Consider the following 25190-nt stretch of genomic DNA (forward strand, 5'->3'; position numbering starts at 1 on the left):
AATGTTTTCAACTGCCATGAAACTTGGCAACAAAATCTGTCCGCAAGCCCAGACCTTACGAAGCACTAATTCCGTCTCAGCACAACCGATGGGTGATCGCGCCTGTTACTTTTCAACAGTGTTATTCACGCTTTAAATCGATATGCCGCAATCGTTATGCACATAAAGCATTGGTGTGGCGCTCGCACGGATAACGAGGCGAAGCGCAGTGGGAAGTATTGTCCGCGCGAGCAACTGCGAAGTAGCAAGGGCATACGCCTACTTCGTTGTGCAACATTGCATTCAAAAATTCTAACACACAATGTGGTGCAATTTGCTGATACGCCGAGAGGCCAAAGCGGATTTTAGTTTATTGTCTTAACAGAGACACAAATGAGGGATGTCTTCTTCCTACTTACCATCCCCAAAAGCCAGGTTTATAAAGCTTTTGAGTGATGCGTGCTCCCTCCGGATTTATGTCCACACCCGATCTTGCCCCATCCCCCTTTCCCTCTATGCTGCCCCCAACATCCAGGGAGGCTGTATCCATGATCCTGCATTGCGTTTTCCTGCGGCTCAAATCCGCCATGACACAGGATGAGAAGAAAGCGCTTTTCGAATCCGTGGCCGCGTTGCAGCAGGTCATTCCCGGCATCCTCGATATCAAATACGGGCCGAATGTCTCGCCGGAAGGGCTGCATGGCGGCTTTGTCGATGGGTTTGCGGTGACGTTTGAAAGTGTCGAGGCGCGGGATGCCTATCTGGTGCATCCGGAGCATGTCGCCGTTGGCGAGCGTATCGTCTCGTCGACCGATGGCGGCCTTGCCGGGCTGCTGGTCTTCGATCTTAATCTTTAAATAGAAAAGAGGCCGCGGGCTGGTGCCTGCGGCCCTATCTGTTCAGCTGCCTCAGCTCGATTTCGCCATGGCGGCGGCGAGCTGGTCAACGTTATAACGGAACATTTTTTCATATGTCGGAGCCGGGCCGTTGGCCTTGGAGAGGGCTTCGACATAGAGCTCGCCGCCGGGCTCGGCGCCGGTGGCCTTGGCAACCTGCTTGACCAGGCGCGGATCGTTCGAGTTTTCGAAGAAATAGGTCTTCACATGCTCGGTCTTGATCTGCTCAATCAGCTTGGCGACAGCGGCGGCCGAGGCTTCGGTTTCCGTCGAGACGCCAAGCGGCGACAGGAAGCTGACATTGTATTCGCGGCCGAAATAGCCGAAGGCGTCGTGGCTGGTCAGGACCTTGCGGCGGTCCTCGGCGATCTTGTCGAACTTGCCGTGAGCATAGGCGTCCAGCTCGGTCAGCACCTTGGTGTAGCGCTCGGCATTGGCCTTGAAATCGGCGGCGTCGGCCGGATCGGCAGCGGACAGCGCCTTTTCGATGTTGGCGACCCAGATCTTCACATTGACCGGGCTGTTCCACACATGCGGATCGGTGATCGTCTTGCCATCGTCGACCATGGTGCGGGCGTTGATGCCTTCCGAGGCGACGACCGGCGTGCCCTTGTAGCCCGATGCGCTGATCAGCCGGTCCATCCAGCCTTCCAGGCCTTCGCCGCTGACGAAGGTGACCTTGGCGGCATTGAGCTTCTTGGCGTCGGCCGGCGAGGGCTCGAATTCATGGGGGTCGCCGTTCGGGCCGACGAGGCTCGACACCTTCACATGGTCGCCGCCGACCTGCTTGACGACGTCGGCAAGCACGGTGAAGGAAGCGACGACGTTCAGCGTCTCGGCGGAGGCGGGAGCCGCGACGCCGAAGGCGACGAAGGCCGCCGCCGCAGTGGAGAGAAGCAGTCTGTGTTTGCTCATGAATGTCTCCTTGATCGAGATTAGCCCCTGAGATGGGGACGGGGGATGAACCGGCGGGCGATGCCCGAGGGTGCGAAGAGAATGGAAAAGCCGTAGATGATGCTCGCCGTGATGATGATGGTCGGGCCGGAGGCGAATTCGAGATGGTAGGAGGCGATGAGGCCGATATAGCCCGAGGCCGCCGCCGTTGCCGTCGCGATCGCCATCATCGCGGGCAGGCTGCGCGACCAGAGCTGCGCAATCGCCGCCGGCAGCATCATCAGCCCCACGGCCATCAGCGTGCCGAGCGCCTGGAAGCTGGCGACGAGATTGAGCACGACGAGCAGCAGGAAGAGGAAATGATAGACCGGCCCGCGCCCGCCGACGGCGCGCAGGAAGCCGGGATCGAAGCACTCCATCACCAGCGGCCGATAGATCACCGCGAGCATCAGCAGCGTCGCGGTGGTGATCGCGCCGATCTGATAGAGGGCAGGGGCGTCGATGGCGAGGATCGTGCCGAATAGCACATGCAGCAGATCGATATTGGAGCCGCGCAGAGAGACGATGAGCACGCCGAGCGCCAGCGAGGTCAGGTAAAAGCTGGCGAAACTCGCATCCTCCTGCAGCACCGTCATGCGGCTGACGAGCCCGGAGAGCAGCGCCACCGACAGGCCCGCCACCAGCCCGCCAAGCCCCATGGCCGTCAGCGACAGCGAGCCGGCGATCAGATAGCCGATCGCAGCACCCGGCAACACCGCATGGCTCATGGCATCGCCCATCAGGCTCATGCGCCGCAGCATCAGGAAGACGCCGATCGGGCCGGAGCCGAGGCCGAGGCAGAGGCAGGCGATGAGTGCGCGTCGCATGAAGCCGTAATCGGCAAAGGGCGCGAAGAAGATGTCATAAGCCGTCATTCGGCCGGCTCCCGCTTCGCCAGTGCGTAGCCGGCATGATCCGGCTCGGGTGAGCAATCGTCGGCATCCTCGTCCCAACGCTCGGCCATAGCCCGCGCCTTGATAAGGTTGGCGGGGCTCATCACATCCTCAGTCCGGCCCCAGCCGACCAGCTCGCGCGCAATCAGCAGCGTCTCGGGAAAATGCGCCCGCACCTGATCGAAATCATGCAGCACGGCAATCACCGTGCGTCCGTCGCCATGCCAGCGCAGCACGATATCGAGGAGGTCGCGCGTCGTGCGTTGATCGATGGCGGTGAAGGGTTCGTCGAGCAGGATGACGCGGGCGTCCTGCAGCAGCAGCCGAGCAAAGAGCACGCGCTGAAACTGCCCGGCCGAGAGCGAGCCGATATGCCGGCGCTCGAATCCGGAAAGGCCAACGGCTGCCAGCGCATCGCGCGCCCGCTCGGCATCCGCGCGCGAAAAGCGGCCGAAGGCGCCGGAATTCTTCCAGGCACCGAGCATGATCGTATCGGCAACCGAGATCGGAAAGCGGCGGTTGATATCGGCCGCCTGCGGCAGATAGCCAAAGTCATTGCGCGTCAGCTGGCCACGATCGATTGAGCCCTCAGCGACCCGGAGCTCGCCGATGATCGCCTTCAAAAGCGTCGACTTGCCCGCCCCGTTCGGCCCGGCAATCGCCGTCAGGCTGCCGCTCTGGAAGGCGCCGGAAACATGATGCACGGCCGGATGGCGCTCATAGGTGACGGTGAGGTTGTCGAGGCGGATCAGAGCGCTCATGCCAAGGCCACCGCCCAGCCGATGGCCGCCCAGAGAACCGCAACGCCAACCGCGACAAAGACCAGGCGCGTCAACACGGAGCGCCCGATCAGGGAGGCGGCGAAGGGATCGTTGCTGAAGGGCATGCGGCGTTCTCTTAATGTAATAACGTTACGTGTAGTAGCCGAGAGAATGCGGCGAAAAAGAGGCGGGGTGTGGATTGATGGGAGTTGAGCACTGGCAATTGGCGCTCTGTGCCAATAATGCTATATATGGCACATTATCTGTTATTCACCGATTTGGCCGGTCCTGCAGGAGAGACGCTTGTGAATGTTTCTATAGGTGAGCGCTGGGAAAAATTCGTAGAGAAGACGGTGGAAGAGGGGCGTTATAGCTCCGCCAGCGAAGTCGTGCGCGAAGGTCTCCGGCTCGTGGAGGAGCGTGAGACGAAGATCGCGGCCTTGAGGCGTACTTTGGAGGCGTCGATTGCTCGTGGGGGCGATATATCGGACGAGGAGCTTGGTGCCGCTCTGGAAGCCAGGGCCGCTGAACTGGCAAAGGAAGGCTACTGAGTGGCTCGGCTTCGTTATACAGCCGATGCTCAAACGATATCCTTGATATTCTCGAATTTATAGCGCGCCAAAGTGGCAGTCAAAAAGTCGCTCTGAAATTTACTGGGCAGCTACGCCGGAAGTGCTCAGATCTTGCCGCTTTGCCGGGTCAGATGGGTCGTATGCGACCGGAATTGAAAGACGATATGCGCAGCTTTGCATTTCGCGGTTATGTGATCTTTTTTCGCTATGTCGATAATGTTTTCGAGGTCTTGAATGTGCTCGAAGGACATCGCGATATCGACACCCATTTTAACGAGGAGGAATGAAGCGGGGTGCCTCTGAGACGCCCCGCTTCTTCTATCTGGATAGTCCTCAAAGCTGCTCGATCATCGCGGCCGCCGCCGAAACCGTGGCCTGGCCAGGGCTTTCCTCGATGTTGAGCGTCTTTACCACGCCGTCTTCCACCAGCATGGAATAGCGCTTGGAGCGAACCCCGAGGCCGCCGGCGGAGAGGTCAACGTCGAGGCCGACGGCCTTGGCAAACGAGCCGTCCCAGTCGGCGAGGAAGTGGATCTTGCCCATTCCGCCGGAGGATTGCGCCCAGGCGCCCATGACGTGCCAGTCGTTGACGGAGATGACAGCGATGTCGTCGACACCCTTGGCGAGGATGGCGTCACGATTTTCCAGGTAGCCCGGCAGATGGTTCAGCGAGCAGGTCGGCGTGAAGGCACCGGGTACGGCGAAAAGCACGACGCGCTTGCCGGCAAAAAGCTGATCGGTGGTGATCTCCACCGGGCCGTCGGCGGTCTTTTCCTTGAAGGTGGCGGCAGGCAGCTTGTCGCCGATAGCGATGGTCATGGCTCTCTCCTTGGGTCGCGATTGAGGGCGGCTGGACCGCCGCCCTGAATGTAGATGTCGGGCAAAACTATAGGTCCAGCCTATTCGAACGCAAGCGTCGTTTCCATCGCACGCTCGCCGTCGATGACGAGGACGCTCCAGCTCTTGCCCTTGACATCGTAATTCCTCGGCAGCTTGCCGATGGCGATATCGGTTGCAAAGGTCTTGCCGTCGCGCTTGCCGTTGGCCTGTTTGAAAAAGACATAACCGGCCGGTCCAGTCACATAGATCAGCGGCGCGTCTCCACTTGCCTCCGGCAGCGTCAGGCGCAGCGAAAGCATCTTTCCATCGGCTGAAAGACTATGGCTTTCGGCGGTAAAGTCCGGGGTGGGGGCCTGCGGCAACGATGCGTCGGCGGCGTCCAGCAAAGCCTGTTCATGTGGGGTCGACTGACCGGCGGCCGAAAGCGGCAGCGAAAGCTCGGCCTGGAATGGAATGCAGATATCCTTGCAAAGGCCGATGAAGGCCGTGAGCTCAAGCTTCGCCGGTTGTTTACCCTCGATGCGGAAATCCAGCGGCAATGTCACCGGCGCATCATAGCCGATCTCCTGGATCGCGCCGACGATGATCGGCTTGGGTACGGGAAAGCTCATCTTCGTAAGCGCAATGCCACCGTCCGGTACCGGACTGACCTGCGGTGGAATTCCACTCTCGCCGGGCTCGCGCCAGTATGTGATCCAGCCGGGCGCCGGCTCGATCTGCAACGCGGCGCGAATACGACCTTGCGCATCCGGCGCCAGCGCCACCAACCGCATGCGGCCGCCCGGATTGTCGGCCCAGTCGCTCGTGGCGGCATGGACAGGCGAAGAGGCCAGTATCGTTGCCGCGAGCACGCCCAGCGGCATTCTCAATAGGCCAGCAAAACAGAGTTTTTCCAACATGAGACAAGGGTTTACCGGATGGCGCCGTGCTGTGCCAGAACAGCGGGAAAAAGAAATGATCATTTTCAGTTGATTGATTTATGACATTGCCCCATCTTTCTTTTCGGGGGCGCAGTTACGGACTGCAGTCAGGAGGCACGATGTCCCTATCGACGTTGAAGAATAGACGCGAAAGAGGTTTGCTCGACGGCCAGTTCCTGATTGCCATGCCTGGCATGGAAGACCGGAATTTCAACCGTACGGTGATCTATATCTGTGCTCATTCCGATGCCGGAGCCATGGGTTTCGTCATCAACCGCGCACAGAACCTGACTTTTGCCGATGTGCTACTGCATCTGGATATGATCAAGGATGACGACGCTATCGTCCTGCCGCCGGTCGCACGGGATTTCCCGATCCAGACCGGCGGGCCGGTCGAAAGCGGCCGGGGCTTTGTCCTGCATTCCGACGACTATCTGAGCGACGGCAGCATCCCGGTCAGTGACGATATCAGCCTGACGGCGACCTTGGATATCGTCAGGGCCATTTCCAAAGGCAGTGGGCCGAAGCGCGCCACCATGCTGCTCGGCTACGCCGGCTGGGGAGCGGGTCAGTTGGAGGCGGAGATCGGTAGCAACGGCTGGCTGAACTGCCCGGCCAATGAAGAGCTGATTTTCGACCGTAGCCTTGACGATAAATATGAGCGCGCTCTGGCTTTGATGGGTATCAACGCCGCGATGCTTTCACCGCATGCGGGCCATGCTTGAGACATTCGAGCGGAACGAAACATCACCCGTGACGTTTCCTCCTGACAGTACCGGCAACCCCGCTGGTGCCGAATGAGGAGATGCTCGACATGGGTAGCATGAGTGACAAGGTATCCGGCAAGGTCAATGAAATCGCCGGCAAGGCCAAGCAGGCCGTCGGCAAGGCCACCGATGACAAGCAAATGCGCGCCGAAGGGGCCGGCCAGGAAGTCAAGGGCAAGGTGCAATCGGCTGTTGGCAAGGCCAAGGATAAGGTCAAGGGTGCGGTCGACCGGATGTGATCCGATTTGAATTTAAGCATAAACTTATGAATTGCCGTGCCATTTGATATGCTGCCGCTTATGCGGCAAAACAAAAGAGCCTGCCGCGGTGTCGTGGCGGGCTCTTTTATGTCCGTCATGGCTTAATTGCGGGGGTTTTCCATGCGGCTATTTGCTTGTGATCATTGCGGCCAGCCGGTGCATTTCGATAACAGGCAGTGCATGCGCTGCGGCCATCAGCTCGGTTTTGTTCCGGAGCTTCTGGCGATCTATGCGCTGGAGACCGGTGACGGACAGGATTGGCGCGTGGTTGCCGAGCCGGATAGAACGGTGCGTTTTTGCGCCAATGCCGAACTCGATACCTGTAATTGGCTGGTGGGTGCGGGAGATCCGGAACCCTTCTGCATAGCCTGCCGACATAACCGCCTGGTGCCGAACACCGATACGCAACAGGGCATCGACCGTTGGCGGCGGATCGGTCAGGCTGAGCGGCATCTGTTCTATTCGCTCTTGCGCTGGAACCTGCCGCATCCGGATCGCAAGCAGGATCCGCAGGGCGGGCTGGTCTTCGACTTCCTCGAGGACGAGGTCCAGGCAGGCTATGTCGTGCCGGCCAGGACCGGTCATGAGGAAGGGCTGATTGCTATCCGTGCCGCCGAGGCTGACGATGTGACGCGCGAACAGGCGCGTGCCTCGATGAACGAGCCTTACCGCACATTGCTCGGCCATTTCCGTCATGAGACAGGTCATTTCATCTGGAACAAGCTGATCCGCGACCGCAACCAGTTCGACGCCTTCCGTGCCGTCTTCGGCGATGAGCGGATGGATTACGGCGTGGCCCTGCAGCAGCATTACGACAACGGCCCGCCGCCGAGCTGGCGGGACAATTTCATCAGCGCCTATGCCAGCGCCCACCCCTGGGAAGATTTCGCCGAATGTTTCGCGCATTATCTCCATATCGTCGACACGCTGGAGACCGCCCGCTCTTTCGGCCTGGCGGTTGATCCCTATGGCTACCACGAGATGGCGGCGGAGGTGGATTTCGATCCTTACAGGGCTGAAAGCGCTGCACAGCTGGTCAGCGCCTGGATCCCTTTGAGCGTCGCCATCAATGCTATCCAGCGCAGCATGGGCCAGCCGGATGCCTACCCCTTCATCCTGTCGCCACCGGTGGTGACGAAGCTGGAATATATTCGGCAGGTGATTGGCGCGGCGTAAGTACAATATCCTGTTAGGATAGGAGGCGGCCGCAAATTCGGGGCCCTATCTCGCCCTTGGCGGGCGAGAAAGCAATTTCACTGGTTTAGGAATTGCGACACCGAGGTCTCAGCATATTTGAGACTAAGCGCAATTTCTAAGCCATTGAAATTGCCAGAGCGGGGGTCACGTTCTTGCTTAAATCATTCCAAGGATTAAGTGCGTCCCTACCTACCGCCGCCCTTGCAAAAATCTAGCACTTAGCCTTCCGGCTAAATGCTGATTTTGCTATCCCGCCCGCAAGGGGCGGGATAGACCGGCCCCTAAGCCCGCTTCGTCAGCGGAAAGCGTTCCTTCAGCAGCCGCAGCACCGAGTCCGTCCCCATCGGCGGTCCGAAGATGAAGCTTTGGCCGTAGGCGCAGCCCATCTTGGCGAGTTCGAGCGCATCCTCTTCCGATTCGATGCCCTCCGCGACGACACCCATGTTGAGTTCGCGCGCCATGGAGATGACGGAGCGCAGAAGTATGGCCTTCTTGTCGCTTTCGTCGCAGACCATCGTCTTGTCGAGCTTGATCGTGTCGAAGGGGAAGCGGGTGAGGTAGGAGAGCGAGGAATAGCCGGTGCCGAAATCGTCAAGCGCCAGGCCGATGCCGGCGTCGCGCAGCTTGCCGAGTACGAGGCGGGCCTGTTCCGGGTTCTCCATCACCTGCGATTCCGTCAATTCAAGCTTGATGCGGTGCGGCTCGCAATGCGTTTTGGCAAGCAGCGCGCGGATATCATCGTAAAGCTCGTTGTTGAGGAGCTGCACGCTGGAGAGATTGATGGAGACGAACAGTGGCAGGTCTCCGGTCTGGCGCTGCCAGGCCATCAGATCGTTGGTCGCCTGTTCCAGCGCGAACATGCCGAGCGGGCCGATAATATCGGAGGCTTCGGCGATCGGGATGAACTCCGACGGCGGAATATTGCCGCGCTTGGGATGCTCCCAGCGCATGAGCGCCTCGAAACCGGCGACTTCGGCGTCTTCCAAGCGAACGATCGGCTGATAGACCAGCGACAGTTCCTTGCGCTCGACGGCGCGGCGCAGGTCCGTTTCAAGCTGCAGGCGGTCGGTGCCGAAGCTGCGGAAGGCGGGCTGGAAAGGCTCGACGCGATTGCCGCCGGTGCGCTTGGCACGGTACATGGCAAGCTCGGCGTCGCTCAGCAGGCCCGAGGCATTTTCCTGCTGATCGACCCAGGACGTAAGGCCGATCGATGCCGTCAGAATGATCTCGCGATTGGCGAAGTTGATCGGCACCATGATCGCCTTGCTGATCGCATCCGCAAAATCGGCGACTTTGGCCGGATCGCGCTCGGACACCAGGATCAGGCCGAACTGGTCGCCGGAAAGTCTCGCCAGCGTATCCTGCGGCTTCATCAGACGGCGCAGACGGCGGGTGAGAGCGATCAGGATGTTGTCTCCGGCCGCGACACCGAGAGTGTCGTTGACCAGCTTGTAGCGGTCGATGTCGATCACCATCACGGTCGGGCGGATCTGATTGCCCTCTGATGCCAAAGTAAGGACGGCCTGTAGGCGGTCGAGGAAGACCTGGCGGTTCGGCAGTCCGGTCAGATTGTCGTGCAGCGCGTCGTGCAGCAGCCGCTCGATCGAATTTTTCTGCTCGGTGACGTCGACGACAGTGCCGACGCAACGGATGATTTCGCCGTTCGAGCCAAGCACCGGTCGGGCGCGGATCGACAGCCAATGGAAATGCCCGTCTTCGGCGCGAATGCGGAACTCATGATTCAGCCGGCCACGCCGATGTTCGAGAAGCACATCCAGCGTCGCGCGGAAGCGGTCACGATCGTCGGGATGCAGTCGTGGCAGCCAGTTGCGCGCCGCGCCGTGCATGGTGCCCGGCGACAGGCCGAGCTTCGTCGAGATATCCGGCGTCGTCACCACGCGGTCGCGCGCCACGTCCCAGTCCCAGACGGTATCGCCGGAGCCAGTGAGTGCCAGCGATTGCCGCTCGAGATCGGAGAACAGGCCTTGCTGGAACGCACCGCCGGCAAAGGCATGTTGCATCACCGTGAAGCCGATCAGGAGCACGATCAACACGAGGCCACCGCCAAGCGCCGGCTGGATGATGTCGTTGTCGAGCTTGCCGGTGATCGTCATCCAGCCGCCGAACAGCCAGACCAGGATCAGAGCCCAGGCGGGCACCAGCAGAATGGCGCGGTCATAGCGGCTGAAGCCGAGATAAATGATCAGCAGCAGACCAGCCGTCGCGGTCAGCGCCAGCGACAGGCGCGCGATGCCGGACGCGATTGAGGGATCGTAGATCGCCACGCCGAAGAGCAAGGCGAGACCGAGAATCCAGGCGAGCGTCACGTAGCCCAGATGCGCATGCCAGCGATTGAGGTTCAGATAGGTGAACAGGAAGATCACCAGACTGGATGCGAGCGCCACCTCCGCACAGGCGCGCCATATTCGCTGATCGCTGGAGGTGATGCTGATGAGTTTGCCGAGGAAGCCGAAGTCGACGCAGATATAGCCGAGTACCGCCCAGGCGAGCGCTGCCGTCGCAGGCAGCATCGAGGTGCCCTTGACGACGAAGAGAATGGTCAGGAACACCGCCAGCAGGCCGGCAATGCCGAGCACGATGCCGCGATAGAGCGTGAAGGCGTTGACAGTATCCTTGTAGGCATTCGGCTCCCAGAGATAGAGCTGCGGCAGGCTCGGCGAGGAAAGCTCGGCGACGAAGGTAACGACAGCCCCGGGATTGAGCGTGATGCGGAAGACATCGGCCTCGTCGCTCGGCTGCCGGTCCAGCGCAAAGCCCTCGCTCGGCGTGATCGCGACGATGCGCTGCGAGCCGAGGTCCGGCCAGAACATCTTCGAATTCACCAGGCGGAAGTGCGGCGCGACGATGACGCGCTCAAGCTGCTCTTCCGAGACATTGGCGAGCGCGAAGACGGCCCAGTCGCCCTGATGGTTGGGTGAAGAGGAGCGTACCTCGATTCGGCGACGGATACCGTCAGTACCGGCGGCTGTGGAGACCTGAAAGGCCTCGCCCTGGTTCGTATAGATCTCCGTCGTCGCCGTCAGGTCCAGCGCGGTGTCGTCGCGTGAAATCTTTACGGGTTCGGCCGCATGCGCCATGCCGGCAAGGAAAAACAGCATCGTGGCCGCAAGCGCCGCGAGGATCGCGGACGGCCATTTGGCCATCGGCAGGGTTGGCTTGAGCGCAGCGGTCATCGCTTGTCGGAGTTTCCGTTCAAGTCGGCGTCGGACGCCAACCGGGAAAACATCACATGATCACGCCACTGACCGTTGATTTTGAGATAACCGCGCAAATGACCTTCCCGTTGGAAACCGGCCTTTTCTAAAAGCCGTATGCTACGCTCGTTATCCGGAATACAGGCTGCTTCAATACGGTGCAACTCAAGTCCGGAAAAGATATAGGGTATAACCAACCGAAGTGCGGCGAACATATGGCCCTGACCGGAATGCCGTTCGCCCATCCAATATCCGATCATGCAGCTTTGCGCGGCGCCCCGGCGAATATAGCCGATCGTGATGCCGCCAAGTAATGTTCTGTTTTCTCTGAGGAAAACGAAAAGCGGAATGGCTTGTCCAGCGCTGTATTCCTGTTTTCCCCTGACGACGCGGGCCCGAAAAGCGCCCTCTGTAAGCTCATCGTGGCGCCAAGTCGGTTCCCAGGGCTCCAGGAAGCGGCGGCTCTCGGCTCTCAGCCTGTGCCATTGGTTAAAATCGGAATAACGCGGCAGGCGCAACACATAGGTCGCGTCTTCAAGTTCAACCGCGTCCGGATGACGTGAGAGAAACCGAAAGACCGATTTTTGCATTCCGCCCAACACTCCCCCGAGAATTGACCTGATCGGCGCTAGAAGCGGGTTTTAGCCGCTCGCGCTTTTGGATGCGGGGGTCGATGAAGACAGCGACGTGAGGATGTCTTCCATCGGCGCCAGCTGCTCCAGCGGTCCGATTGCCGACAGCGTCGGTACATTATCGAAGAACAGGCGGCCGGCAAGATCCGTCAGGCGGTCGACGGTAATGCCCTGCAGCCGCTCCTGCATCTCCTGGTTTGGAATCGGTCGGCCATAGAGCATCATCTGCCGGGCGACCTGGCCAGCGCGTGCTGCCGGGCTTTCCTGCCCCATCAGCAACTGCGCGCGGATCTGGGCGCGGGCGCGCTCGATTTCCTGTTGCTCGATCTTGTGGGAGGCTTTGTGCAGCTCATCGACGATAACAGGCACCAGTTCCGGCAGGTTCTCCCCACCGGTGGCGGCATGGATACCGAAAATGCCGGTGTCCGAAAAGCCCCAATGGAAGGCATAGACGGAATAGCACAGACCGCGAAGCTCGCGCACTTCCTGGAACAGTCGCGAGGACATGCCGCCGCCAAGCACATTGGCAAGGATCTGTGAACAGTAGAAGTCGCGCGTGTGATAGGCGCGGCCCTCGAAGCCGAGCAGGATCTGCGCGTCCATCAGGTCGCGCGTCTCGCGGATGTTGCCGCCGATATAGCGGGCAGGCTCAATGACGAGCGGTGCCGATGGCTTGGTCGGAAGGCCGGAAAAACGCTCCTCGACCTGGCGCACGAAACTGTCATGATCCACGGCGCCGGCTGCCACCACGAACATGCGGTCGGTCGTGTAGTTGCGGTCGAGATAGCCACGAATCTGCGCAGGCGAGAAGGAGACGACGGTTTCCGGCGTGCCGAGAATGGCCCGGCCGAGCGTCTGGTCGCGATAGGCGACTTCGGAGAATTTGTCGAAGACCACGTCGTCGGGCGTGTCGTTCGCCGCGTTGATCTCCTGCAGGATGACCTGCTTTTCGCGGGCCAGTTCCTCTTCGTCGAAAGCGGACTCAGTCAGGATATCGGCAAGGATATCGACGGCGAGCGGCACATCGTCCCGCAGCACGCGGGCATAATAGGAGGTCGTTTCGGTGGAGGTGGCGGCGTTGACTTCGCCGCCGACATTCTCGATTTCCTCGGCGATCTGCCGCGCGGAGCGGCGTGCCGTGCCCTTGAACGCCATATGTTCGAGCAGATGGGCGATGCCGTGCTCCGCCTCGGTTTCGTTACGCGAACCCGATTTGATCCAAACGCCGAGCGCCACGCTTTCCAGATGTGGCATCGTTTGGGTCGCTACTGTCAACCCGGACGCAAGCCGGGTGCACTCCACTGTCATCGCTTGTCTTTCTGCGTTTATCATTCCCCGGCCCGGGTATGCTTGCCGATGAAAGTTTCAACGGCTTTAAGCTCCGGATCGAGGACGTCGAAACGCTCCTCCCTGTTCATCAGTCCAGCAAGCCACGTCGGAAGCGCCGGGTCAATACCGCATGCCGATTTTACTGCGGCGGGGAATTTCGCCGGGTGCGCGGTTGCAAGCGTCACCATCGGACTCGTTGGTTTCTCATTCTTTTCCGCCACGAAGACGCCGATCGCTGTGTGCGGATCGATGAGATAGCCGGTGTCGTCGAGTGTTTTGCGGATTGTCGCGGCCACCTGCTTTTCGCTGGCGCGGCCGGCGCGGAAGTCCTTCTTGATGAACTTCAGCGCGTCTTCGCCGATTGAGAAACCGCCCGATTGCTTCAGGCTTTCCATCGCGGCGCGCACCTTCGACGCATCGCGGTCATGGGCTTCGAACAGCAGCCGTTCGAAATTGGAAGAGATCTGAATGTCCATCGACGGTGCCGTGGTCGCCTTGACCGCGCGCATTTCGTAGCGCCCGGTCTTCAGCATGCGGGCAAGGATGTCGTTCTCATTGGTTGCGATCACCAGCCGGTCGATCGGCAGGCCCATGCGCTTGGCGACGTAGCCGGCGAAAATATCGCCGAAATTACCTGTGGGAACAGTGAAGGAAATTTTCCGGTCCGGTCCGCCGAGCGCGACGGCGGTGGTGAAGTAATAGACCACCTGCGCCATGATGCGCGCCCAGTTGATCGAATTGACGCCGGACAGCCGGACGCCGTCGCGGAAGGCCGTGTCGTTGAACATGGCTTTGACGAGGTTCTGGCAATCGTCGAAATTGCCGTTGATCGACAGCGCATGCACATTGGCGGCCGTCGAGGTCGTCATCTGCCGCTGCTGCACCGGCGAGACCTTGCCGTTCGGGAAGAGAATGAAGATGTCAGTGCGATCACGACCGGCAAAGGCGTCGATCGCAGCGCCGCCCGTGTCGCCCGAGGTCGCGCCGACGATGGTCGCCCGTTGCCCACGCTTTTCCAGCGCATAGTCCATCAGCCGCGCGAGCAGCTGCATGGCGACATCCTTGAAGGCGAGCGTCGTGCCGTGGAACAGCTCCATGATGAAGCTGTTCGGCCCGGTCTGCACCAGCGGGGCTACAGCCGGGTGGCGGAAGGTGGCGTAGGCCTCATCGATCATGCCACGGAAGACGTCATCGGGAATTTCACCGTTGGTGAAGGGCGACAACACAGCGAAGGCGACCTCCTGATAGCTCTTGCCGCGGAAGGCGCGAATCTCTTTTTTCGTCAGGGTCGGCCATTGCCGGGGCACATAGAGCCCGCCATCACGAGCAAGGCCGGCCAGAAGAGCGTCGCAGAAGCCAAGGGCAGGGGCTTCCCCCGTGTTGAGATATAGTCCACGGTCTAGAATTCCTTTGGTCGTAAAATTGCCTGAGTGATGGGTTGAGAGGATAGAAGAACGAAGCGATGGCCGCCCGTCTTTTTGCGTCGGATCAGCCGCGTGGTTTTCGCGTTTGCGCAATGTCCGTCCGGTCGCATCCGGCGGGCGGCGGCTTTCGCCAATATGTCGACGTCGAAAAGTGAGCCAAAACGGTGTCTACCCAATCGATTTTTCGCTGCGTCGCTGGTATAGACCATCGCCAAGGGTCATAAAAGGCCCGTCGAACAGGCTGCAGGCCGATAATGTAAATTATATGCAGAGGGTGGAATAATAGTGTTTGGCAGGGTTTCGCGTCGTCTTCTCTCCGCTTCGCTTCTGGCGTTGCTGGCTGGTTGCAGTTCTCTCGGCTTCGGAGGTGGCGGCGACAAGCAGCCCGCGACGGATGTGACGGTGGCGCCTGCGGCGGGAGCCGGCAGCTCCGCTCAGCCGGTTACCGGCGGTCAGGCCTATGTCGCCGGCAAATGCCCGCAAGTCGTGATCCGCGACGAGGCGTCCACCTATCGCACCTACGCCAAGGGCGCCAAGGACGATCCGAACCAGCTGACCTATCAGGCATCGCTCGCTCAGGCGACGCGCCAGTGCACGAGCGACGGCACCAGCCTAGGCATCAACATTGCCGCGCAAGGGCGTCTTGTCGCCGGGCCGATGGGCGGTTCTGGTAAGGTCACCTTGCCGGTCCATGTCGCCGTCATGGACAACAACATCGCGCTTTACGACCAGACCGTCAACTTCGTCGCCGAAATCCCGCCGGGCGAGACGACCACGCAGTTTCTCTTCACCGCGAATGATATCAAGGTTGCCGGTGGTTCGGGCGGCTTCACCATTGTCCAGCTCAGCTTCGATCAGGGGCCACAGAAGCCTGCGAAAGCCGAGAAGTCGGCCCGCAGGAAGCACGCTGCGACAAACTAAGGATTTTAGGCTGCAGGCAATAGATTGAAACTATTGCCTGTCATTCCTTACAAAACTCCGTCCCATTCCGCCAAAGCCATCACCACGCCCGGAAGGTCCGCCATCCGGGCGATGACCGTTTCCGCGCCGGCATCCGTCAGTTTGTCAGCATGTGATGGGTAGGTGTGCGATGCTCCGGTGAAGCCGATGACGCGCATGCCGGCGGCCCGCGCCGCCTGGACGCCGTGAACCGAATCTTCGACGACGATGGTGTTGGCCGGCGAGACATTCATCTGCTTGGCGCCGTGCAGGAAGATGTCCGGCTTCGGCTTGACGCGGTCGGCACCGAGATCCTTGGCGGAATAGATATGCGGCGCGAACAGCTCCTTGTAGCCCACCTTGGTGAGCATCATGTCGAGGCGCGCGGAGCTGGAGTTCGAGCAGATGCAACGCGGCATCGGCAGGCGCGACAGGGCCAGCGGAACGCCGGGGATGGCCTTGACCTCATTAGCGAGCTTGAGATCGAGCAGCTTCTCGGATTTGTCGAGGAGCGATGCGGAGAGCGGGATGCTCGCCTCGCGCTCGACCTGGAACAGAATGTTCTGCCAGGTCATGCCGGCGAAACGCTCGCCCATTTCCTCGGTGCTGATCGGATAGCCGGCATCCGTCAGTAGCTTGGATTCAACCTCTGCCGCGATGATTTCCGAATCGACCAGAACGCCGTCGCAGTCGAAGATGATTAGGTCGAAGCCATTGCTCATGAAGATATACTGCCTTTGAAGAGGGCGCTTGATCGGGCATGGCCTTGTCCGAAAACCGTTCCACGGCTTTCGGGGCATGCTCTGAAATGGGATTGTGCGGCTTTACACGATGCGTCGGCAAAGCTCAACCGGGCGGTGATCATGGCTGGGCTGCGCTGGTGGAAGAGGTCACGGTGTTCGAGCGACCCTGTGACCTGCCGTTGTCGCTCGACAATCCGTAATCCCGCCTTTAAGGATCAGCCATGGCCAAAGAGCGCGACGACACCATTGCCAGCCGTATCAGCCGGGTGCTTGCCGACCGCATCATCCGCGGCGAGATCGCGCCCGATGCGCGGCTGCGGCAGGATCACATCGCCGAGGAGTTCGGCGCTAGCCATGTGCCGGTGCGCGAGGCGTTCCGGCGGTTGGAGGCGCAGGGGCTGGCGATCAGCGAGCCCCGTCGCGGCGTTCGCGTCGCTTCTTTCGATCTCAAGGAAGTCCGTGAAGTCGCCGAAATGCGGGCAGCGCTCGAAAGCCTGGCGCTGAAACACGCGGCACAGCACCTGACGCCGGCAATTCTCGATGCCGCCGAAGAGGCGACGCGGGAAGGGGACGCCGCCGCCGATGTTCGCGCGTGGGAAGAAGCGAACCGCCGTTTCCACCGCCTGATCCTTGCCCCCTGCGGCATGGTGCGGCTGCTGGCGTCAATTGATGATCTGCACGCCGCCAGTGCCCGCTTCCTCTTCTCCGCCTGGCAATCGGGCTGGGAAAAACGCACAGACCACGATCATCGCGCCATCCTTTCCGCCCTGCGCCAGGGGCGGGTGGAGGAGGCTGCGTCCATCCTGCAGAAACATGTGCAATGGATCGGTCGGGCGCCGGTGCGGACGCCTTCCGGGGTGACGCGCGAAGCATTTGCGATTGTCGGATAAGCATTCCGCATAAATTATAGATAATTTCAACAATAGTCTTTCGCCTGTCTCCGCAGCGGAAAGGAGGATTGCGCGTGCCCGCCTCTTGCCTCCTTTCTCAATCTCCTTCATAAAAATAGATGAGACTAATAAATTATCTATAATTTAAAAAGGAGAGCTATATGTCCCTGTCGCATCATCATGAAGAGACCACCTTCGATCCGCTGCGCCTCGGCGGGCGGTCGCTGGTCGTCAAGGCGATGTTCGTTCTCGCGGGCACGCTGGTGCTGACGCTCGCCTCGTGGATCTCTGTGCCCATGGTGCCGGTTCCGATCACCATGCAGACCTTTGCGGTCACCATGATCGGCGCACTTTACGGCTGGCGTCTCGGCGCGGTCACCATTCTTGCCTGGCTGGGCGAGGCGATGATCGGTTTCCCGGTTCTGGCTGGCGGCGCGGGCGGCATCGCACCCTTCATGGGACCGACGGCCGGCTATCTCGTCTCCTTCCCGATCATGGGCGTGCTGGTCGGCTGGCTTGCCGAGCGTGGCTGGAGCGGCGATCGCGTCGTTCGCAGCTTCGTAGCGCATCTTGCCGGTAACGCCCTTGGCCTGGCGATCGGTGGCGCCTGGCTTGCCATGTTGATCGGGGCGGAAAAGGGTTGGCTCTTCGGTGTTGCCCCCTTCATCCTCGGTGCCGTCCTGAAGTCGGCGCTGGCCGCTGCCGTGCTCAAGGGTGTGAAGCTCTATGGCGGCAAGGCGCGCCTGAATTGACCATCCGGCTTCGTGCCCATCATCTGCTCTGCATGCTGACCTTTGTCGGTGAAGGCTATACGCCGGCCTTCACCGCAAATTATCGCCGCATTGCCGAGCGTCTGACGGCCGGAGAGGAGATCAAACTCGTCTCCGGCCCCGACGACATCTGCGCGTCGCTTCTCGACGAGAAGGAGCCGCATTGTTTCAAGGATTCCGTGATCGAGCGCGACACTGCCGCCCTGGCGGATGTGGTCGCGCTGTTGGGCGCAGAGCTCAAGCCCGGCTCGGTCGTCGTTCCCGATGCCAGCCTTCTTGCCAAATTGCGCCGGCATTTTGCCAGCGGTGATATTCGCCATGCCTGTCTCGGCTGCGAATGGACGGGGCTTTGCAGCCGCATTGCCTCAGACAGTTTCAAGGGCGTGCTGGTGGGGCAGGCCTGACCGTGACGCGCTACATCATAGGTAGTGGGTCGCTTACATTCAGGCTTCTGCGTGATCCCACGCTTTGTCTGTCCGGCTGGCCTCGAGCGGAAATAGCGCCAGGAAGCGGCGCTCGCCCTCCGAGGTAAACAGGATCGAGCGGCTGTCTTCCATTCGTCGCGCCCAGCCCTTGTCGAAGAAGCTGGATAGCAGCGCCTTACCAAGGCTGCCGGCAAGATGGGCGCGCCGCTCGCTCCAGTCGAGGCAGGAGCGGCAGAGCGGGCGGCGTGTCGAGCGCAGCACAGTCACGTCGATGCCGATCGAGGCGAGATGCGTTTCGCCGTTTTCCGTCAGCCTCAAACTATCGTCGATCGACGAGATCGCGCCGGCCGCAATCAGGCTGTCGAGCATGCGCACGCCGTAATCGCCGGCAAGGTGGTCGTAGCAGATGCGCGCCTTGCGCAGCGCCGGTTCCTTCGGGCCGGGGCGATGGCGCAGGTGCCCTCGCGTCGCGGCAAAGCCCATGATATTCTCGAGAAGCTTGCCGACGGTGTCGTCAGCCAGCGTGAAATAGCGGTGTCGGCCCTGCTTGCGCTGTGTCAGCAGCCCGCCGGCTTCGAGCTTCGACAGATGCGTGCTTGCCGTTTGAACCGTGATGCCGCCGGCCGCCGCCAGCTCTGTCGCTGTCAGCGCACGGCCGTCCATCAGCGCGGTGAGCATGTTCGCCCGCGCCGGGTCGCCAATGAGCGCGCCGATCTGCGCTATGTCGGGACCTTCCTTCATACTTCGATCGTAACCGAAGCATCGACGTCAGGCAATGTGCGAAAACATCTCCGTCAGCAAAGGAGAAGATCATGATCACCTGTTTCATCCGCTACGAGATCGACCCGTTCAAAAAGGACGCCTTCGCCGAATATGCCAGAGCCTGGGGGCAGGCCATCCCGCGCAACGGCGCCGATCTTATCGGCTACTTCGCCCCGCACGAGGGCTCCGCGACGACCGCTTACGGTGTTTACAATATCGAGAGTTTGACGGCCTACGAGGCCTATCGTGCTCGTCTCGCCGCCGACCCGCTCGGTAAGGCAAACTACGATTTCTCCCAGCGTGAACGCTTCATTATCAAGGAAGACCGCATCTTTCTGAAGAACGTGTCGCTGCCGCACGGGCCGAAGGTAACGCCATGATCGCCGTCATTTTCGAAGTCGTACCCTATCCCGACGAGCGTGATCACTATCTTGACCTTGCCGGCAAGCTGCGCGCCGAGCTCGAGACGATCGACGGTTTCATCTCCATCGAACGCTTCGAGAGCCTCAGTTCGCGCGGCAAGATCCTGTCGCTCTCCTTCTGGCGCGACGAGGCGGCGGTCAAGGAGTGGCGCAATCGCGAGGCCCATCGCGCCGCTCAAAAAGCCGGGCGAGGGACCGTGTTCGCCGATTACCGCCTGCGCATAGCGCATGTGGTGCGGGACTACGGAATGAACGAACGCGACGAGGCGCCCGCCGATAGCCTGATCGTGCATGATGGACCCAAGACGGTGGGGCCCAGCGACGACTGAAGACCGACTTATTTCCGGGAAATCGTAAAATGTGAGACCCGCTTTAGTCTTTGGTAACCAAGTTAGGTAACCATAACACTCAGTTAAGCGTAACGATTCAGTGTAACAGCGAGTATCACATGGCGTCAGTTTTCCCGCTTGCCGACCTCAGAGCTTCCGCAACACCGGGCTCCTGGATCGACACGATCATCAAGGGCGATTGCGTGGCGGCTCTTGAAGCACTGCCCACGCATTCCGTCGATGTAATCTTCGCCGACCCGCCCTACAACCTGCAGCTTGGCGGCACATTGCACCGCCCCGACCAGTCGCTGGTCGACGCCGTCGACGACGAGTGGGATCAGTTCGCTTCCTTCGAAGCCTATGATGCTTTCACCCGCGCCTGGCTGCTCGCCTGCCGCCGCGTCCTGAAGCCGACCGGCACCATCTGGGTCATCGGCTCCTATCACAACATCTTCCGCGTCGGCGCGACGATGCAGGATCTGAACTTCTGGATCCTCAACGACATCGTCTGGCGCAAGACCAATCCGATGCCGAATTTCAAGGGCCGTCGCTTCCAGAACGCCCATGAGACAATGATCTGGGCGAGTCCGAACGCCAAGACCAAGGGCTATACCTTCAACTACGACGCCATGAAGGCCGCCAATGACGATGTGCAGATGCGCTCGGACTGGCTGTTCCCGATCTGCAATGGTGGTGAGCGCCTGAAGGGTGACGACGGCAAGAAGGTGCATCCGACGCAGAAGCCTGAAGCCCTGCTGGCGCGTGTCATCATGGCCTCGTCCAAGCCGGGCGATATCATTCTCGATCCCTTCTTCGGCTCCGGCACCACGGGCGCCGTCGCCAAGCGCCTCGGCCGTCACTTCGTCGGTATCGAGCGCGAGCAGGACTATATCGATGCGGCCAGCGCCCGCATTGCCTCCGTCGAGCCGCTCGGTAAGGCGGAGCTGACGGTGATGACCGGCAAAAAGGCCGAGGCTCGCGTCGCCTTCAACGTGCTCGTTGAAAGCGGTCTTATCAAGCCCGGCCAGGTGCTGACGGACGCGAAGCGTCGGCATAGCGCCATCGTTCGCGCTGACGGCACGGTCGCCGCCGGCGGCGAGGCCGGCTCCATTCACCGTCTTGGCGCGAAAGTCCAGGGCCTTGATGCATGCAACGGATGGACATTCTGGCACTTCGACGACGGGCAGTCCCTGCGCCCGATCGACGATCTCCGGACGATTATCCGCAATGATATGGGGAAGGTGGGGTAACTCCACTCATCTGACAGGCACGATCCCGCTCCAAAACCGCCCCACGGTTTGCGGGATCGCACTGCTGCCCATTCAGCACACTCGCCTTTCTCTGTCTTGTACCTCCAGTTAGGGAGGAAGGCGAAACGCCCAGGGCCAAAACCCTGGGCGTCATCGTTTTGAGGCTGCGGCCTGACGGCTCAGAACTCCTGATAATCCGTCACGTCGACCCGCACGACGCGGCCATCCTCGTCGAAGGTGATCGTCTCCTCGCCCTCGCGGATGAGCGGCTTGCCGGTCTTGCTGTTCGTTGCCCGGACGGACCAGACTGAGCGGCCGGACAGCGGTGTCAGCGTTTCCACCAATGAGTTGGAGGCTGTCTGATCGGGATAGGTGTCGAAATAACCGCGGAAGGCCTCCATGATCGCCTCGCGGCCGGCAAGACTGCCAACACCGTTCGAGACATAGGTGGCGTTTTCCGCGAAGAAGTTCTCGATCGTCTCGTAGTCGAGCCTGTTGATGGCGTCGTGAAACAGGGTGATGCGTTCTGCCGGGTCGAAAATCATGGGCTTAAACCTTAATGCCATAGGCGGCGAGATCGCTGCGCAGCTTCTCGGCGCCGGTGAAATGAACTGCATGCCAGCCGGCCGCTTTGGCGCCTTCGACGTTGGCGAGCGAATCGTCGATGAAGATCGTCGATGCCGGATCGAGGCCGAAACTCTTCACATGCGCTTCATAGATTGCGACATCCGGCTTGATCAGGCCGATATCGCCGGACACGGTGACGCCGCGCGGCTTGTTGAGGAAATCGAAGCGTGCCTGCGCCTCGCGAAACGTGTCGGAGGCGAAGTTGGTCAGCATGGTGACATCGCAGCCCTCGGCGATCAATCCTTCGAAGATGGCGATGCTGTCGTCATAGGCATGCGGCACCATCTCGTGCCAATGCTTGCGGAAGGCGCGGATCTGCTCCTCGCGCTCCGGATGCTCGGCAATTAGCAGCGCCTCGGCCTCTTCCCAGGTGCGGCCGCGATCCTGCTCGATATTCCATTCATGCGTGCAGACATTGGCGAGGAACCAGTCACGCTCGGCATCGTCGGGAATGATGCGGCTATAGGGAAGGCTTGGATCGTAGTGAACGAGGACCTTGCCGATATCGAAGACAATGTGCCGGATTTCCGTCGTCATGAATGATTTCCTGATGGTTAGGCGCTGGCTTTGCTAAACGCCCCAACTTTTGTGAAGGCATTGGGAATAGCCTGGGTGATCGCTTTTTTCATGACTGTCGGCAGGGCCTGGGCTTCAAGATTTGTAACCGGCTCCCACCATCCGTCATTGTGGTTGCTGCTCGACGCCGCCTGGGCGCGATAGATCGACAGTCGCAGTTCGAAGTGGGTAAAGACATGCGTCACGGTCCCCGCTGCCTGCCAATCGGCCGGGAAGGGGGCGGCAGCGGTGCTGGTTTCTCCGTCGATCCGTGCGGTCCAGCCGGTGGTCGGCACTTCGGTCATGCCGCCGAGCAACCCGCTTGCAATGCGCCGGCGTAGATAGATTTCGCCCTCGCCATTGACCGCCACGAAAGCGGCTCCCTGCCGCACCGGCTTGTCCTTCTTCGCCGCCTTCACCGGAAAATGCTCCGGATCATGCGAGGCCAGCGCCTCGCAGGCATTGTTGAAAGGACAGAGCGCACAGGCCGGCCGCTTCGGCGTGCAAATCGTCGCACCCAGATCCATCATCGCCTGCGCGAAATCGCCGGGGCGGTCGGCAGGCGTCAGCAATGCCACCTTCTGCTTCATCGCCGGCTTGCCGGCGGGCAACGGCGTCGAGATGGCATGGAGCCTGGAGATGACGCGCTCGACATTGCCGTCCATGACGGCTGCTTGCCGATTGAAAGCGATGGCCGCGACTGCTGCTGCCGTATAGTCGCCGATCCCCGGCAAAGCCCGCAGCCCATCCTCGGTATCGGGAAAGCGCCCACCATGCTCTGCCGCTACCGCTTCCGCGCATTTCTTCAGGTTACGGGCGCGGGCGTAATAGCCGAGGCCAGCCCAGGCGGCCATGACGTCGTCGGTGGGGGCCGCCGCGAGATCGCCGACCGTCGGCCAGCGCTCGAGGAATTTGGCGAAATAGGCTTTGACCGCTGGTACGGTGGTCTGCTGCAGCATCACCTCCGACAGCCAGATATGATAGGGATCGGGCCGGATTCCCCGCGCCGCCATCGGCGGCGATATCCGCCAGGGCAGGTCGCGGTGATGGCGGTCGTACCAGGCAAGCAGCTTTCCGCTCAGCGAGGATGGTTGTGACGAAAGATCCATAATTTCCTTCGGTGAAGCGATTACACTTAAACTCTCTAGCCGCAATTGTCCCGGAAGCGAAGGTTGGAAAATATGCGACCGCTTGAAAGCCAACCATGAAGGAGAATTAATCATGCTTATGGAGCTTTTCGATCGTCTGCTGGATGTGAGTCCTAACTTGCAGCTCTTGAACGATTGCGTGGCGGAAATTGTTTTCTTGTTGTTCGCGTGTTCTGTGATTTGGAAGTTGTTGCACACCGGGCCGTTCAAGTTTCTCTTGGCCTATCTCAAGCAGGAATTTCAGCCGCAGCAAATGAGGCGTTCTCGTCGCTCGCAGCTATTTTATCACGCTTTCGGTGTGCTCATCTTCCTCGCAATGGCAGTAAGTGTATACATCGCTTCATCGGTGGTGTTGCTCGTTGCTGCCTGGCATACGGGTCAGAAGGATATATTTCCCCTACAACTATTGGCGCTGTGGTTCTTCTCCGTTGGCCTTGTTGTAGCCGTGCTGATGCGTAAGAATGCAGCGCAAGAGTGGAGATCATTTCGCGCTCTTTTACAAAATGGAAAAGGGGAGTCTCTTTGACGCTCCAGCTGACACCAATGTTTCGTCGCGATGACGAAGAATGGATTATAACCTCACAATGAGTGGGTTTGCCCCAGCGAGAACGCCACGTCGTGGTGAAAAGCAGATTTCCGAGTTGACCAACGGCATCATCGATCCGGTGCTGGCGAAGCGTGCCGGAATCAATACGGCGCTGCTCGGTTCCTGGGATGAGATCGCCGGCGAGGATTTCGCCGAATGCACGCGGCCGGAAAAGATTGCCTGGGCCAAGCGTGTAGGGTCGGGCGAGGATGGCCGCTACCAGCCCGGCGTGCTGACCATCGCCTGCGAGGGCGCCCGCGCCCTATTCCTCACCCATGCCCAGGGTGAACTCATCCAACGCATCAACGGCTTCTTCGGCTTCCATGCCGTCAGCCAGATCCGCATCGTCCAGAAACCGGTCTCGGGGGCCTCAAGACGCTCCCGCACCCCGCCGCCGCTGAAGGGCGAGGCGGCACGGAAGCTGGAAGACATGATGGACGGCATCGAGGACGACAAACTGCGCGCCGCAATCCAGAGGCTGGGGACGGCGATGGTCTGGAAGCGGGGCGGGAGATAGCGTCGCCGAAATATCGAAATCAGTTGGCCAGCTGCTTTCTTGAGTGCTATATTTGTATAGCAATCTGGAGAGACGATGATGTTGGCCCTACGGCTGCCGCCGGAAATTGAAGCAAGGCTTGATGAACTTGCCAAGCGCACGGGGCGTAGCAAAAGCTTCTATGCACGTGAAGCGATCCTTGAGCATCTGGACGATCTCGAAGATATCTATCTCGCAGAAAAGCGTCTGGAGGAGTTTCGCCGGGGTGAGAGCGATACGGTTTCCCTGGCTGAGCTAATGGCACGCTATGGCGTGGAAGGTTGAGTTTCAACGACCGGCGGAGCGCGAACTTGAGAAATTGGGACATGAGACTGCGCGCCGGATTCTAAAATTCCTCCACGAACGTGTTGCCAAGCTCGATAATCCACGTTCCATCGGAGAGGCCCTCAAAGGCTCCGAGCTGGGCGATTTCTGGAAATACCGTGTCGGGGACTACCGTGTCATCGCCCATATCGAGGATAGCGCCATACGAATTCTGATCGTTCGAGTCGGAAATCGCCGTGAGGTCTATCGCAAATAATGTCGCGCAATGATCTGTCTTTAGGGCAAGCAACCGCTCCCCATGCAATT

General features: G+C 60.3%; 31 protein-coding genes and 1 pseudogene. 17 read left to right on the forward strand and 15 right to left on the reverse strand.

All coding sequences use genetic code 11. The features are described 5' to 3' along the window. Positions 1–527: 527 nt before the first annotated feature. Positions 528–836 carry a Dabb family protein gene (locus HB780_RS30235; RefSeq protein WP_183691806.1) on the forward strand — a complete coding sequence of 103 codons (309 nt, stop codon included), beginning with the start codon at positions 528–530 and terminating at the stop codon, positions 834–836. Between the two features lie 51 nt (positions 837–887). Here HB780_RS30235 and HB780_RS30240 read toward each other — a convergent pair whose 3' ends face one another. The 4 genes from HB780_RS30240 to HB780_RS33270 are packed head-to-tail and all read right to left on the reverse strand — an operon-like array spanning position 888 to position 3587. Continuing rightward, positions 888–1790 carry a metal ABC transporter solute-binding protein, Zn/Mn family gene (locus HB780_RS30240; protein WP_183691808.1) on the reverse strand — a complete coding sequence of 301 codons (903 nt, stop codon included), beginning with the start codon at positions 1788–1790 and terminating at the stop codon, positions 888–890. Between the two features lie 20 nt (positions 1791–1810). Then, positions 1811–2683, reverse strand: a complete 873-nt coding sequence (locus HB780_RS30245; protein WP_183691810.1) for a metal ABC transporter permease — start codon at positions 2681–2683, stop codon at positions 1811–1813. Continuing rightward, entirely contained in the window at positions 2680–3462 is a 783-nt protein-coding gene (locus HB780_RS30250) for a metal ABC transporter ATP-binding protein (protein WP_183691812.1), read from the reverse strand. Before HB780_RS30250 ends, HB780_RS30245 begins: the two co-directional genes overlap by 4 nt. Continuing rightward, complete coding sequence (locus HB780_RS33270; RefSeq protein ID WP_286203090.1) at positions 3459–3587, reverse strand: hypothetical protein; 129 nt, start codon at positions 3585–3587, stop codon at positions 3459–3461. The genes HB780_RS30250 and HB780_RS33270 overlap by 4 nt, the downstream gene beginning before the upstream one ends. Before the next feature lie 180 nt (positions 3588–3767). Here HB780_RS33270 and HB780_RS30255 point away from each other — a divergent pair, with 180 nt between their 5' ends. Together HB780_RS30255 and HB780_RS30260 are read left to right on the forward strand one after the other, a co-directional pair. Further along, complete coding sequence (locus tag HB780_RS30255; protein ID WP_183691814.1) at positions 3768–4013, forward strand: type II toxin-antitoxin system ParD family antitoxin; 246 nt, start codon at positions 3768–3770, stop codon at positions 4011–4013. A 92-nt stretch (positions 4014–4105) separates the two neighbouring features. Continuing rightward, a complete protein-coding gene (locus HB780_RS30260) occupies positions 4106–4321 on the forward strand; it encodes a type II toxin-antitoxin system RelE/ParE family toxin (protein WP_286203198.1) in 216 nt (71 codons plus the stop codon). Positions 4322–4367: 46 nt separating this feature from the next. Here the strand turns inward: HB780_RS30260 and HB780_RS30265 are convergent, their stop codons facing one another. Together HB780_RS30265 and HB780_RS30270 are read right to left on the reverse strand one after the other, a co-directional pair. Further along, positions 4368–4853, reverse strand: a complete 486-nt coding sequence (locus tag HB780_RS30265) for a peroxiredoxin (RefSeq protein ID WP_183691816.1) — start codon at positions 4851–4853, stop codon at positions 4368–4370. Positions 4854–4933: 80 nt separating this feature from the next. Beyond that, positions 4934–5737: a protein-disulfide reductase DsbD domain-containing protein gene (locus HB780_RS30270; RefSeq protein ID WP_286203091.1), complete on the reverse strand. Its 804-nt coding sequence runs from the start codon at positions 5735–5737 to the stop codon at positions 4934–4936. A 176-nt stretch (positions 5738–5913) separates the two neighbouring features. On the opposite strand from HB780_RS30270, the gene HB780_RS30275 reads away from it, so the two are divergent. The 3 genes from HB780_RS30275 to HB780_RS30285 all read left to right on the forward strand — a co-directional run bounded on the left by HB780_RS30275 (position 5914) and on the right by HB780_RS30285 (position 7997). Continuing rightward, entirely contained in the window at positions 5914–6519 is a 606-nt protein-coding gene (locus HB780_RS30275) for a YqgE/AlgH family protein (protein WP_183691820.1), read from the forward strand. Positions 6520–6608: 89 nt separating this feature from the next. Then, entirely contained in the window at positions 6609–6800 is a 192-nt protein-coding gene (locus tag HB780_RS30280; RefSeq protein ID WP_183691822.1) for a CsbD family protein, read from the forward strand. Between the two features lie 141 nt (positions 6801–6941). Continuing rightward, positions 6942–7997, forward strand: a complete 1056-nt coding sequence (locus HB780_RS30285; protein ID WP_183691824.1) for a zinc-binding metallopeptidase family protein — start codon at positions 6942–6944, stop codon at positions 7995–7997. 302 nt (positions 7998–8299) lie between these two features. Here the strand turns inward: HB780_RS30285 and HB780_RS30290 are convergent, their stop codons facing one another. From HB780_RS30290 to thrC, 4 genes and pseudogenes are all read right to left on the reverse strand, one after another. Continuing rightward, positions 8300–11212, reverse strand: a complete 2913-nt coding sequence (locus HB780_RS30290; RefSeq protein ID WP_183691826.1) for a sensor domain-containing phosphodiesterase — start codon at positions 11210–11212, stop codon at positions 8300–8302. Further along, positions 11209–11823, reverse strand: a complete 615-nt coding sequence (locus HB780_RS30295; protein ID WP_183691828.1) for a GNAT family N-acetyltransferase — start codon at positions 11821–11823, stop codon at positions 11209–11211. Before HB780_RS30295 ends, HB780_RS30290 begins: the two co-directional genes overlap by 4 nt. Positions 11824–11874: 51 nt before the next feature. Beyond that, entirely contained in the window at positions 11875–13173 is a 1299-nt protein-coding gene (locus tag HB780_RS30300; RefSeq protein WP_183691829.1) for a M16 family metallopeptidase, read from the reverse strand. Between the two features lie 20 nt (positions 13174–13193). Beyond that, positions 13194–14590: pseudogene (gene thrC, locus HB780_RS30305) on the reverse strand (threonine synthase). A gap of 313 nt (positions 14591–14903) precedes the next feature. Here thrC and HB780_RS30310 point away from each other — a divergent pair. Further along, entirely contained in the window at positions 14904–15539 is a 636-nt protein-coding gene (locus HB780_RS30310) for a hypothetical protein (protein WP_183691831.1), read from the forward strand. A gap of 47 nt (positions 15540–15586) precedes the next feature. On the opposite strand, the gene HB780_RS30315 is transcribed toward HB780_RS30310, so the two are convergent. Continuing rightward, positions 15587–16279: an HAD family hydrolase gene (locus HB780_RS30315; protein WP_183691832.1), complete on the reverse strand. Its 693-nt coding sequence runs from the start codon at positions 16277–16279 to the stop codon at positions 15587–15589. A gap of 242 nt (positions 16280–16521) precedes the next feature. Here HB780_RS30315 and HB780_RS30320 point away from each other — a divergent pair, with 242 nt between their 5' ends. From HB780_RS30320 to HB780_RS30330, 3 genes are all read left to right on the forward strand, one after another. Continuing rightward, positions 16522–17190, forward strand: a complete 669-nt coding sequence (locus HB780_RS30320) for a GntR family transcriptional regulator (protein WP_183691834.1) — start codon at positions 16522–16524, stop codon at positions 17188–17190. 161 nt (positions 17191–17351) lie between these two features. After that, positions 17352–17942, forward strand: coding sequence for a biotin transporter BioY (locus HB780_RS30325; protein WP_183691836.1), 591 nt, complete (start codon positions 17352–17354; stop codon positions 17940–17942). Next, positions 17939–18364 carry a DUF1284 domain-containing protein gene (locus HB780_RS30330; RefSeq protein ID WP_183691838.1) on the forward strand — a complete coding sequence of 142 codons (426 nt, stop codon included), beginning with the start codon at positions 17939–17941 and terminating at the stop codon, positions 18362–18364. The genes HB780_RS30325 and HB780_RS30330 overlap by 4 nt, the downstream gene beginning before the upstream one ends. 39 nt (positions 18365–18403) lie before the next feature. On the opposite strand, the gene HB780_RS30335 is transcribed toward HB780_RS30330, so the two are convergent. Further along, on the reverse strand, positions 18404–19126 hold the full coding sequence (locus HB780_RS30335) for an ArsR/SmtB family transcription factor (RefSeq protein WP_183691840.1): 723 nt from the start codon (positions 19124–19126) through the stop codon (positions 18404–18406). A 71-nt stretch (positions 19127–19197) separates the two neighbouring features. Between HB780_RS30335 and HB780_RS30340 the strand changes: the two genes are divergently transcribed. The 3 genes from HB780_RS30340 to HB780_RS30350 all read left to right on the forward strand — a co-directional run bounded on the left by HB780_RS30340 (position 19198) and on the right by HB780_RS30350 (position 21148). Further along, the gene (locus HB780_RS30340; RefSeq protein WP_183691842.1) at positions 19198–19527 is read left to right on the forward strand and encodes an NIPSNAP family protein; all 330 of its coding nucleotides are present in this window, start codon (positions 19198–19200) and stop codon (positions 19525–19527) included. Then, positions 19524–19898 (forward strand): antibiotic biosynthesis monooxygenase family protein, encoded by a 375-nt coding sequence (locus tag HB780_RS30345; protein ID WP_183691844.1) that lies wholly within the window; start codon positions 19524–19526, stop codon positions 19896–19898. Before HB780_RS30340 ends, HB780_RS30345 begins: the two co-directional genes overlap by 4 nt. Before the next feature lie 119 nt (positions 19899–20017). Beyond that, positions 20018–21148 carry a site-specific DNA-methyltransferase gene (locus tag HB780_RS30350; RefSeq protein WP_183691846.1) on the forward strand — a complete coding sequence of 377 codons (1131 nt, stop codon included), beginning with the start codon at positions 20018–20020 and terminating at the stop codon, positions 21146–21148. Positions 21149–21327: 179 nt separating this feature from the next. On the opposite strand, the gene HB780_RS30355 is transcribed toward HB780_RS30350, so the two are convergent. The 3 genes from HB780_RS30355 to mutY are packed head-to-tail and all read right to left on the reverse strand — an operon-like array spanning position 21328 to position 23439. Beyond that, positions 21328–21693 (reverse strand): nuclear transport factor 2 family protein, encoded by a 366-nt coding sequence (locus tag HB780_RS30355; RefSeq protein ID WP_183691848.1) that lies wholly within the window; start codon positions 21691–21693, stop codon positions 21328–21330. Positions 21694–21697: 4 nt separating this feature from the next. Beyond that, a complete protein-coding gene (locus tag HB780_RS30360; RefSeq protein ID WP_183691850.1) occupies positions 21698–22312 on the reverse strand; it encodes an HAD family hydrolase in 615 nt (204 codons plus the stop codon). A gap of 17 nt (positions 22313–22329) precedes the next feature. Further along, complete coding sequence (mutY, locus tag HB780_RS30365; protein ID WP_183691851.1) at positions 22330–23439, reverse strand: A/G-specific adenine glycosylase; 1110 nt, start codon at positions 23437–23439, stop codon at positions 22330–22332. A gap of 112 nt (positions 23440–23551) precedes the next feature. Between mutY and HB780_RS30370 the strand changes: the two genes are divergently transcribed. From HB780_RS30370 to HB780_RS30385, 4 genes are all read left to right on the forward strand, one after another. After that, positions 23552–24004, forward strand: a complete 453-nt coding sequence (locus tag HB780_RS30370; protein WP_183691853.1) for a hypothetical protein — start codon at positions 23552–23554, stop codon at positions 24002–24004. A 58-nt stretch (positions 24005–24062) separates the two neighbouring features. Next, on the forward strand, positions 24063–24581 hold the full coding sequence (locus tag HB780_RS30375; RefSeq protein ID WP_183691855.1) for a DUF721 domain-containing protein: 519 nt from the start codon (positions 24063–24065) through the stop codon (positions 24579–24581). A 78-nt stretch (positions 24582–24659) separates the two neighbouring features. After that, positions 24660–24884, forward strand: coding sequence for a type II toxin-antitoxin system RelB family antitoxin (gene relB, locus HB780_RS30380; protein WP_183697637.1), 225 nt, complete (start codon positions 24660–24662; stop codon positions 24882–24884). Continuing rightward, positions 24868–25140: a type II toxin-antitoxin system RelE family toxin gene (locus tag HB780_RS30385; RefSeq protein ID WP_183691857.1), complete on the forward strand. Its 273-nt coding sequence runs from the start codon at positions 24868–24870 to the stop codon at positions 25138–25140. Before relB ends, HB780_RS30385 begins: the two co-directional genes overlap by 17 nt. The last annotated feature ends 50 nt before the right edge of the window (positions 25141–25190 follow it).

The organism is Rhizobium lusitanum, assembly GCF_014189535.1.
GTDB lineage: Bacteria > Pseudomonadota > Alphaproteobacteria > Rhizobiales > Rhizobiaceae > Rhizobium > Rhizobium lusitanum_C.